Here is a 484-nt window from a genome sequence, read left to right as displayed (position 1 = left end):
TGATGTATATGCTGACCGGCAACTACAAGGCGGACCAGGTGCACGTGCCGGCTCTGCTGGAACGGTTGGGGCAGTGATATGAGCGTGGTTTTCAATCCGCTGCTGCAGCCCGTCTTGATCGGCCTCCTCGCCGTCATCGCTGTTCTCTTCATTGGCTTCGGCCTCTATCGCCGCCAACGCGGCATGATCCTGCGCGCCGTAGCGCTTGCTTTGCTCATCGGCGCGCTCGCCAATCCGGTGATCGTCAATGAGGAGCGCGAACCGCTGCCGACGATCGTCGCCATTGCCGCCGATCGCAGCCAGAGCCAGGATGTCGGTGATCGCAAAGCCCAGACCGACAAGGCAGTCGAGGCACTCAGGGCCGCACTTGGGGGGTTCCACGGCATCGAGACACGGGTGATCAATGCCGCAGCCGACGAGGGCTCGGAAACGCCCTCGACGCGGCTGTTCTCCAATCTCGCCAACGAACTCGAAGTTGTCCCAC

General features: G+C 62.4%; 1 protein-coding gene. It reads left to right on the top strand.

Annotated elements, in window-relative coordinates:
* Window positions 1-78: 78 nt before the first annotated feature.
* Window positions 79-484: hypothetical protein (locus AC1D0P_RS28780; protein ID WP_477679854.1), on the top strand; the 406-nt coding region annotated here is incomplete at its 3' end.

It is taken from the genome of Polaromonas sp. P1_G2, from assembly GCF_056405515.1.
The sequence above is the reverse complement of the archived record's forward strand: the minus strand, read 5'-3'. Positions and strand labels throughout refer to the sequence as shown.